This window comes from Devosia geojensis (assembly GCF_000969415.1).
Classification (GTDB): domain Bacteria; phylum Pseudomonadota; class Alphaproteobacteria; order Rhizobiales; family Devosiaceae; genus Devosia; species Devosia geojensis.
This window is the reverse complement of the sequence record NZ_JZEX01000156.1, coordinates 1-7300: the sequence shown is the minus strand read 5'-3', so window position 1 is coordinate 7300 and position 7300 is coordinate 1. Positions and strand designations below refer to the sequence as shown.

7 protein-coding genes are annotated in these 7300 nt (G+C 63.6%); 4 read left to right on the top strand and 3 right to left on the bottom strand.

Translation table 11 applies throughout. From position 1 onward, the window contains the following. Positions 1 to 142: 142 nt before the first annotated feature. Positions 143 to 2296 (bottom strand): transglycosylase domain-containing protein, encoded by a 2154-nt coding sequence (locus VE25_RS18180; RefSeq protein WP_046110087.1) that lies wholly within the window; start codon positions 2294 to 2296, stop codon positions 143 to 145. A gap of 187 nt (positions 2297 to 2483) precedes the next feature. On the opposite strand from VE25_RS18180, the gene VE25_RS18175 reads away from it, so the two are divergent. The 3 genes from VE25_RS18175 to VE25_RS18165 all read left to right on the top strand — a co-directional run bounded on the left by VE25_RS18175 (position 2484) and on the right by VE25_RS18165 (position 4206). Continuing rightward, positions 2484 to 2939, top strand: coding sequence for a YcgN family cysteine cluster protein (locus tag VE25_RS18175; protein WP_046110086.1), 456 nt, complete (start codon positions 2484 to 2486; stop codon positions 2937 to 2939). A gap of 82 nt (positions 2940 to 3021) precedes the next feature. Continuing rightward, the gene (locus VE25_RS18170; RefSeq protein ID WP_046110085.1) at positions 3022 to 3672 is read left to right on the top strand and encodes a diguanylate cyclase domain-containing protein; all 651 of its coding nucleotides are present in this window, start codon (positions 3022 to 3024) and stop codon (positions 3670 to 3672) included. Positions 3673 to 3969: 297 nt separating this feature from the next. Next, positions 3970 to 4206: a hypothetical protein gene (locus tag VE25_RS18165; RefSeq protein ID WP_046110084.1), complete on the top strand. Its 237-nt coding sequence runs from the start codon at positions 3970 to 3972 to the stop codon at positions 4204 to 4206. Positions 4207 to 4510: 304 nt separating this feature from the next. On the opposite strand, the gene VE25_RS18160 is transcribed toward VE25_RS18165, so the two are convergent. Next, positions 4511 to 5329, bottom strand: a complete 819-nt coding sequence (locus tag VE25_RS18160; protein WP_046110083.1) for an aminoglycoside phosphotransferase family protein — start codon at positions 5327 to 5329, stop codon at positions 4511 to 4513. Between the two features lie 307 nt (positions 5330 to 5636). After that, the gene (locus VE25_RS18155) at positions 5637 to 6266 is read right to left on the bottom strand and encodes a TetR/AcrR family transcriptional regulator (RefSeq protein WP_046110082.1); all 630 of its coding nucleotides are present in this window, start codon (positions 6264 to 6266) and stop codon (positions 5637 to 5639) included. A 72-nt stretch (positions 6267 to 6338) separates the two neighbouring features. On the opposite strand from VE25_RS18155, the gene VE25_RS18150 reads away from it, so the two are divergent. Continuing rightward, positions 6339 to 7070 carry an SDR family oxidoreductase gene (locus VE25_RS18150; RefSeq protein ID WP_046110081.1) on the top strand — a complete coding sequence of 244 codons (732 nt, stop codon included), beginning with the start codon at positions 6339 to 6341 and terminating at the stop codon, positions 7068 to 7070. Positions 7071 to 7300: the final 230 nt, after the last annotated feature.

The following is a 7300-nucleotide window of genomic DNA, read 5'->3' as shown; positions in this document are numbered from 1 at the left end:
GAGGGGAGGGATCGAGGGTGGGGGTGGCGCGGTGGGCCGCCGGTGGACCCCCACCCCCAGCCCCTCCCCTCAAGGGGGAGGGGAGCGTATCGTGCCGACCAGTCCGCCTGGCGATCACCTGATATGAGAAACGAGCGCTGCACTAGAGGTTTTCGCGGCCGATGGGGGTCTGGGCGCGGGCCTGGGCGCCGATGGGGGCGGCGGCATCGATGGTCGATTGCAGGCGCTCGGCGAGATCGACGAGCTTGCGGGCGGCCGCGGGCGTGAGGCTCGGCGGACGTTCGTCGGCGGCCTCCGCCTCCTCGGGCGCTTCGGCCACGATCGTCTGCTCGGGCACGAAATCGACCCCGAAGAGCGGCTTGATCTCGGTGTTGGTGTGGGCATAGGCCATGAACTTCTGCCAGGCGATGGCCGGCAGGGTGCCGCCGGTGAGGTCCTTTGTCGGCCGGTAATCGTCGTTGCCGAACCAGACGGCGGCGACGAAATTGCCGGTAAAGCCGCAGAACCAGGCGTCGCGATAGGAGGTGGTGGTGCCGGTCTTGCCGACGGCGGGCACGCCGGGGACGTCGGCGCGCCGGCCGGTGCCGCCGGTGACGACCGTGCGCATCATCATGTTCATGTCGGCGACCGTCCGCTCGCTGAGAATGCGCTCGCGCGGCGCATCGGCCTGCTTCTCGTAGACGAGATCGCCGCCGAGGGTGGTGACGCGGGTGATGCCGAAGGCCTGGGTCTTGAGGCCGCCGCTGGCGAAGACCGCGTAGGACGAGGTCATGTCGAGCACGGAAACCGAGGCGACGCCGAGCGCCAGCGAGCGGGTGATGGGATAGTCGTTGCGGATGCCCATGCGGTGGCTGAGTTCGGCGATCGGCTCGCGCCCGGTCTTGATCGAGAGGGTGACGGGCACGGTGTTGATCGAGGCGGCGAAGGCCGAGAGCAGGGTGGTGGAGCCGCGGTAATTGCGCCCGTAGTTCTGCGGGCACCAGTCGCCGATGCACACCGGCCGGTCCGATATGGTGTCGCTCGGCCGCAGCCCCAGCTGCTCGAAGGCCTCGGCATAGACGAAGGGCTTGAAGGCCGAGCCTGGCTGGCGGGTCGACACGATCGCACGGTTGAACTGGCTCTTGCCGTAGTCCATGCCCCCGACCATGCCGCGGATGGCGCCGTTGAGGTCGGTAACGACCATGGCCGCCTGGCTGACGTTATAGGCCTCGCCCTGCTCGCGCACGACGGACGTCACCGCCTCTTCGGCATAGGACTGCAGGGTCGAGTCGATGGTGGTGCGCACGATGAAGTTGTTGGAGGTGGCGCGGTTGGCCTCGATGATCGCCTTGGTCTCCTCGAAGGCCCAGTCGAGGAAATAGTTGGGGGAATTGAGGTCCGAGGCGCGGTCGATGGGGCTGGCCGGATGCCGGCGCGCGGCGGTGACCTGGCCCTCGGTGAGGAAGCCGGCCGAGACCATGTTGGTCAGAACGACGTTCGCCCGGCCGCGCGCGGCAGCAAGGTCCACATGCGGGGCAAAGCGCGTCGGCGCCTTGTAGAGCCCGGCGAGCATGGCGGCTTCGGCGAGCGTGATATCGGTGACCTGCTTGCCGAAATAGTAGTCGGCCGCCGCCACCACGCCGAAATTGCCGCCGCCCATATAGGCGCGGTCGAGATAGAGCTTGAGGATCTCATCCTTGTTGTAATGCCACTCGAGCCAGACCGAGAGGAACGCTTCGACGATCTTGCGCTCGAGCGTGCGCTCGGAGGTGAGGAAGAGGTTCTTGGCCAGTTGCTGGGTGATCGAGGAGCCGCCCTGGAGCGAAGTCTCGCCCGAGGCGTTGCTCATCAGGGCGCGCAGGGTTCCGACGACGTCGATGCCGAAATGCTCGTAGAACCGCCGGTCTTCGGTCGCGAGCGTCGCCTTGACGAGGAAATCCGGCAACTGGTCGAGGGCGACGGAATCGTCGGAGCGGATACCGCGCCGGCCGATCTCGTTGCCGTAGCGATCGAGAAAGACGACGGAGTAGTTTTCGGCCCGGTTGTATTCGCCCGAGGCGGTGATGTCGAAGGCGGGCATGGCCAGCGCCGTCATCAGCACGCAGCCGATGGCGCCGAACGACAGGGCGTCCGAGAAGATCTCGACAAAAAACCGCTTGATTCCCGAGACATGGAAACGGGACATGAAATCCTGGAAGCGCGTGTAACCGCGCCCGAGCGCCCGCCAGGAATCGTAGAGCGAGGAATCGAGCCAGGCGTCGGCCGCCAGAAAGCCGGATTTCCTGCGTTTCGGCCTTTGATTGGTCTGGTCCTGCACGTTCGTCCCGCCTGGGGTCTCTGATCCGCGCCCCGCGGGACCTTACGCCCGGCAGGTTAGCGGACCATTGCTAGCAAAGTTTTGTGCGTCCCGGACGCACATTTCGTTGTAGTGGACTGATTATGAACCGCATCCGATGCCGGGCAAACACATATCGCCGGCAAGGGTGAACGTGAGACAGGACAGCATGCCCTTCTGGGAAGAAAAGACGCTCGCAGAGATGAACGAGGCGGAATGGGAAGCGCTCTGCGACGGGTGCGGGCGCTGCTGCCTCATCAAGCTCGAGGACGAGGACAGCGGCGAGATCATCACCTCGGACGTGCATTGCCGCCTGCTCGACGGCGACACCTGCGCGTGCAGCGACTACGAGAACCGCAAGGCCAAGGTCCCCGACTGCATCAAGCTGACGCCCGAAAACATCCTCGAGATCAAGTGGATCCCCAGGACCTGCGCCTACCGGCGGATCGCCGAGGGCAAGGGGCTCGCCTGGTGGCACCCGCTGATCTCGGGAACGATGCAGACCGTCGAGGACGTCGGGGTCTCGGTGCGCGGCAGGACGATGAGCGAGCTCGACGTCGAAGCCGGCGAATGGGAAGAGCACGCCGTCGACTGGCCCGAATGGGAGCCGCCGGAGGAGCGGTAGGCGAGGCGATCTTCACCTCCCGTTAACCATGTCCCGCCAGACTGGCGGTGCGCATACTCCTCGCACCACCAGCAGGCCGGACATGAGCGACACCTTTCTCGTCAAGGACGAAAACGACGCCCTTTGGGCGCGTATCCGGGCGGCTCTGGAGGCGATGCGGCCGAGGGGTGGGCGGGAGCGGGAGCCGGCTTACGGCCGGGCCGCGATCGCGCGGGCGCTGGGCGTACGCGCGCCGCTCGGCGGGCGGATCGAGGAGGCGCTGGCGCGCGCCTGGAGCCATTGCGCCGAGCGCAAGGTGACGCTCAGCCTTCTCGTCATCGGAGCGGACCGGTTCAAGGACCTCCACCTCGTCTACGACAAGGACGGCATCGACCACCAGATGCGGCGGGTCGAGAAGGCGCTGCGCAAGAGACTGGCGCAGGCGAACGCAGACTGCCTGCGCCACGGGCGCGGCGAATTCGTGCTGCTGCTGCCGGACTGCCCGATTCTCCTCGCGCGCAACCTCGCCGAAAAGCTGCTGCGCGACGTGCAGGGCCTCGGCATCGCGCACAAGGAAAGCCACGCGGGTGTGCTGACGGCCGGCGCGGGGCTGGCCGCGATTAACCCCGCCGGCGCCCCCGACCGCCGCTTCTTCGAGGCCGCCGCCAGCGCATTGGCCAAGGCGCAGCGGCGCGGGCTCGGGCGGATCGAGATGGTGGACCTGCGCGCGCACCAGCAGCGCAAGGCAGGGTAGGGCCAGTCCACTTCCGGCTGGTGCCGCTTCGGGTTGGTTTACGGACGGGCTGCTTCCGATTGGAAATTGCGTCGCGCCAACCCAGCTTTCCAATTGTGCAGTTTCTGTGGCCGCGTTCAGCGTATCCGGATTCAGACCACCAGCGAAATCTGTTTCGTTCCAAGACCTTATAGTGTCATCAAACTATAATTTGATGATAGCGGCTTCGCCGCTAGCATCGTCATTTGCGGGAGTGAGATTTGGGGATTTCACTGTCACGTTTGTCTTACAAAGTAGCTCACGCAAAAGGAGGGGCTCATGCCCAAGAAGCTGGTTACTCTCACGCTTATTTCCGTAACTTCGGCCCTACTGTCGCTTACCTCGAGCGCCTTGGCCGGAGGCAACTACGACAGCGCCGAAGATCATTACAATAATTATGTGTATGATAGTGCTGAAGAGCATTACAATAATTACGTCTATGAGGATGCTGAAGAGCACTACAATCATTATAACTACGATAGCCCGGAAGAACACTATAACAACTACGTATGGTGACGTGCAGGGCGCCCTGCCAAGCAGTCTTCCGCTTTACACTTCATAACTTCACCTGCCACGTTCGATCGAGCCGAACGTTGGTTTCGACGTTGCCTGCCCAAGCAAAAGGCTGGTCTTTGAAGACCGGCCTTTTGCATCTTCAAACCTCTGTCGGCCGCTACGCGACAACTTCCGGGGAGCCGGCAGCATCGCCGTTGTCGTGACGCGGACGGCAGCGGGGTGGGAAGCGGTCACCGTGATAATCGCTGGCAAGCATCAGCTTAGCGCCAAAAGCGGACCTTCAATTGATCGACCGTGACGTTCGCTAAAGCCCCAGCGCGGCTGCGGCCATCTGGGCGATTGTGAGCTCGCGCGCCTCTTGGCCACCGCCTTCTCGTTTCATGGTCCAAACCGACTTCAAGCCTGCATAGGCCAAGATCCACTTCAAGAGTCGCTTCGGATCTAGGTTCGCGTGCCGTGCCACGATATCGATCCGTTGATCTAGCCGGCCAGCTTCTGTGGTAACCTTGGCTTCGGGGTGGCAGAACAGGTTGGCATAGTCGAAGGCCCGCTCGCCAAGCACCCCTTTGGGATCGATCGCGAGCCAACCGCGCTCGTCCCCATCGAGGATATTGCCATGGTGGATGTCGCCATGCAGTGGAACGACGTACTGGGGCGTAGCTAGAAGTTCGCGTGCCGCCGCTGCGGACTTTGTCAAAACGCCTCCCAATCGCGCCGCCGCAGGCTCAAGCTGACGAAACCACGTCGCCATCGGATATAGCGTTTCCGGCGGCATGCGGTCTCTCGCCGCGTGCAGCCTCGCCACGACCGCGCAGATGATCTTCGTTGCCTCATCCCCCCGGCCTGAGCGTTCCATCTCGATGAGGCTTTTCTGTCCACTGAGACGCTCAAGCAGCAGGCCAGGACCGTCATGGGCGAGCACGCGAGCAGCACCGTTCCCGGCATACCAGGCCATGAGGTGCGCGCCGTTGAGCTCTTCTTCGGCCGTGGCGATCTTCAACATCGCTGGCACGCCATCCCTTTGCACCGGCAGCAGGAGGCTGCTGTGCGTACGGATGGCGTCGCCTTCCGGCACCAAACCCCAACGTGACAGCCAAGGTTGGAAGTCATCTTCCGACACCATGGCAAGATTATCCCAAATTTCCCATGCGCATGGCGCGGACCCTATCTGCGGGCAGCCTCTCGGGGAAGCAAAAGTGCGGCGTAAATCCGAACGTCTGCTCGAGGCCAGAAGCAGTCACCGCGGAAGAGCACGCCAATGGCCGAAATAGGGTCGAAAGCAGCCGGACAGCCCCGCGCTCCATTCGGTCATTCGGGCCACCTTGGCGATTTTCTGAAAGCTGCCGGTCTGCCTGGGGCGCTGCAATGTCCATCACGGGGTTGAAGACGGCAGTCCGCTTCCGACCTCGCGACCGGATGATAGACCGCGCCTACCCTCCCGACGTCTCGAGGTAGGAAAGGCACACCGTCATGAGTTGGTGGCGAATGGCGGCCTGTTCGGATGCGGGCAGGTTGCGCTCGAAGACGTTGCGCACTGTGCCGAAAATCACCGACAAGAGCGTGACGTTGACCAGGTCGATATCGGCATAGTCGGCGTCGGGGGCGCTTTTGAGCATGGCGATGGTTGCCGCGTCCATGCGCCTGGCGAACGCGTCGACAAGGGCCTGATTGTCGAGTTCGACCACGGAATTGTAGAGCGCCCGGGTGACGTCGCTGCGCTCGGTCTTGGCTTGCCAGTAGGCGGTGACGAGCGCTTCGACCATTGCCTTCGTGGTCGCACCATGCTGCGCGCGGCAGGCTTCTTCCACGCGCTCGGCCACCAGGTCCAGATAACGCTCGTTGAGCGCATAGAGCAGTGCCTGCTTGTGCGGAAAATACTGGTACATGGTGCCCACCGACACCCCCGCCCGTTCGGCCACGCGCGTGGTGGTCAGCCGGTGGATTCCGTCACCGAGCAAAACCTGAATGGTCGCTTCGAAAATCGCCTCAACCGTCGTCACCGAACGCACCTGACGCGGCTTCTTGCGGGCGTTGAGGTGCCGGGGCGGGGTGGCGTCCATATGCGAATCCTAAACGCGAATGATCCTTCATATATTGGTGCAGCCTTTCGGCCAATATCTGAAGGACATTCGATGACCGACACCAAGAAAATTGCGCTCGTGACCGGCGCCAACAAAGGCATCGGGCTCGAGGTCGCCCGGCAGTTGGCGGAGAAGGGCATCATGGTGCTGATGGCGGCGCGCGACCTGAAGCGCGGCCAGGATGCCGCCGGCGATCTGGCGGACGCCGGGCTCGCCGTCAAAGCGATCGAAATCGACCTCAATGACGAGACCACCATCGCTTGCGCGGCCGAAATGATTGCCGCCAGATATGGCCGCCTCGACATTCTCGTGAACAATGCCGGCATCGTCGATGCCGAAGACGGCCCGCCTTCCGTTGCAACGACCGCCGCAGCCCGCAGGCTCATGGAGACCAATTTCCTCGGCACTCTTGCCGTGACGCAGGCCATGCTGCCGTTGCTGCGCCGGTCGAAGGCTGCTCGCATCGTCAATCTGTCCACGACGCTGGGTTCGCTGGCCGTCAATGGCGACCCGACCTCGCCTTACTATGAGGCCCGGCTCATCGGATACAATGCGTCCAAGGCGGCCCTCAACATGCTGACGGTGCAGCTGGCGGCGGAACTGAAGGACACTTCCATCGTCGTCAACGCGGTGGCGCCCGGTTATGTCAGGACGGACCTGACGGGAGGCAATGGCTTCATGACCCCCGCGGAAGGTGCGCGCCTTCCCGTCGAATATGCAGTGCTCGGGCCCGATGCCGTAACGGGTCGCTTTGTGGAGCCGCAGGGCAACGCCCCCTGGTAGGCCCTGCACGCCCCAGGACCGATCGCCATTCAGCCGAAATGGCAGTTTTCTGCCCTAAGGCACGTCAAACTCTATCGGAATCGGCGGCTCCTTCGCCTCCCTCCCCCTTGAGGGGAGGGAATGAGGGTGGGGGTCGTTGTGTGGATCACCGATGGACGCCCACCTCCGCCCCATCCCCTCAAGCGGGATGGGCGACCTCCGGCCCGTCTTTCAGTCACATCCAGACGTCA

Bases quoted from the DNA above. Each gene is read 5' to 3' on its own strand.
- VE25_RS18175 (WP_046110086.1), top strand. From the start codon at position 2,484: ATGCCCTTCTGGGAAGAAAAGACGCTCGCAGAGATGAACGAGGCGGAA.
- VE25_RS18170 (WP_046110085.1), top strand. From the start codon at position 3,022: ATGAGCGACACCTTTCTCGTCAAGGACGAAAACGACGCCCTTTGGGCG.
- VE25_RS18165 (WP_046110084.1), top strand. From the start codon at position 3,970: ATGCCCAAGAAGCTGGTTACTCTCACGCTTATTTCCGTAACTTCGGCC.
- VE25_RS18160 (WP_046110083.1), bottom strand. From the start codon at position 5,329: ATGGTGTCGGAAGATGACTTCCAACCTTGGCTGTCACGTTGGGGTTTG.
- VE25_RS18155 (WP_046110082.1), bottom strand. From the start codon at position 6,266: ATGGACGCCACCCCGCCCCGGCACCTCAACGCCCGCAAGAAGCCGCGT.
- VE25_RS18150 (WP_046110081.1), top strand. From the start codon at position 6,339: ATGACCGACACCAAGAAAATTGCGCTCGTGACCGGCGCCAACAAAGGC.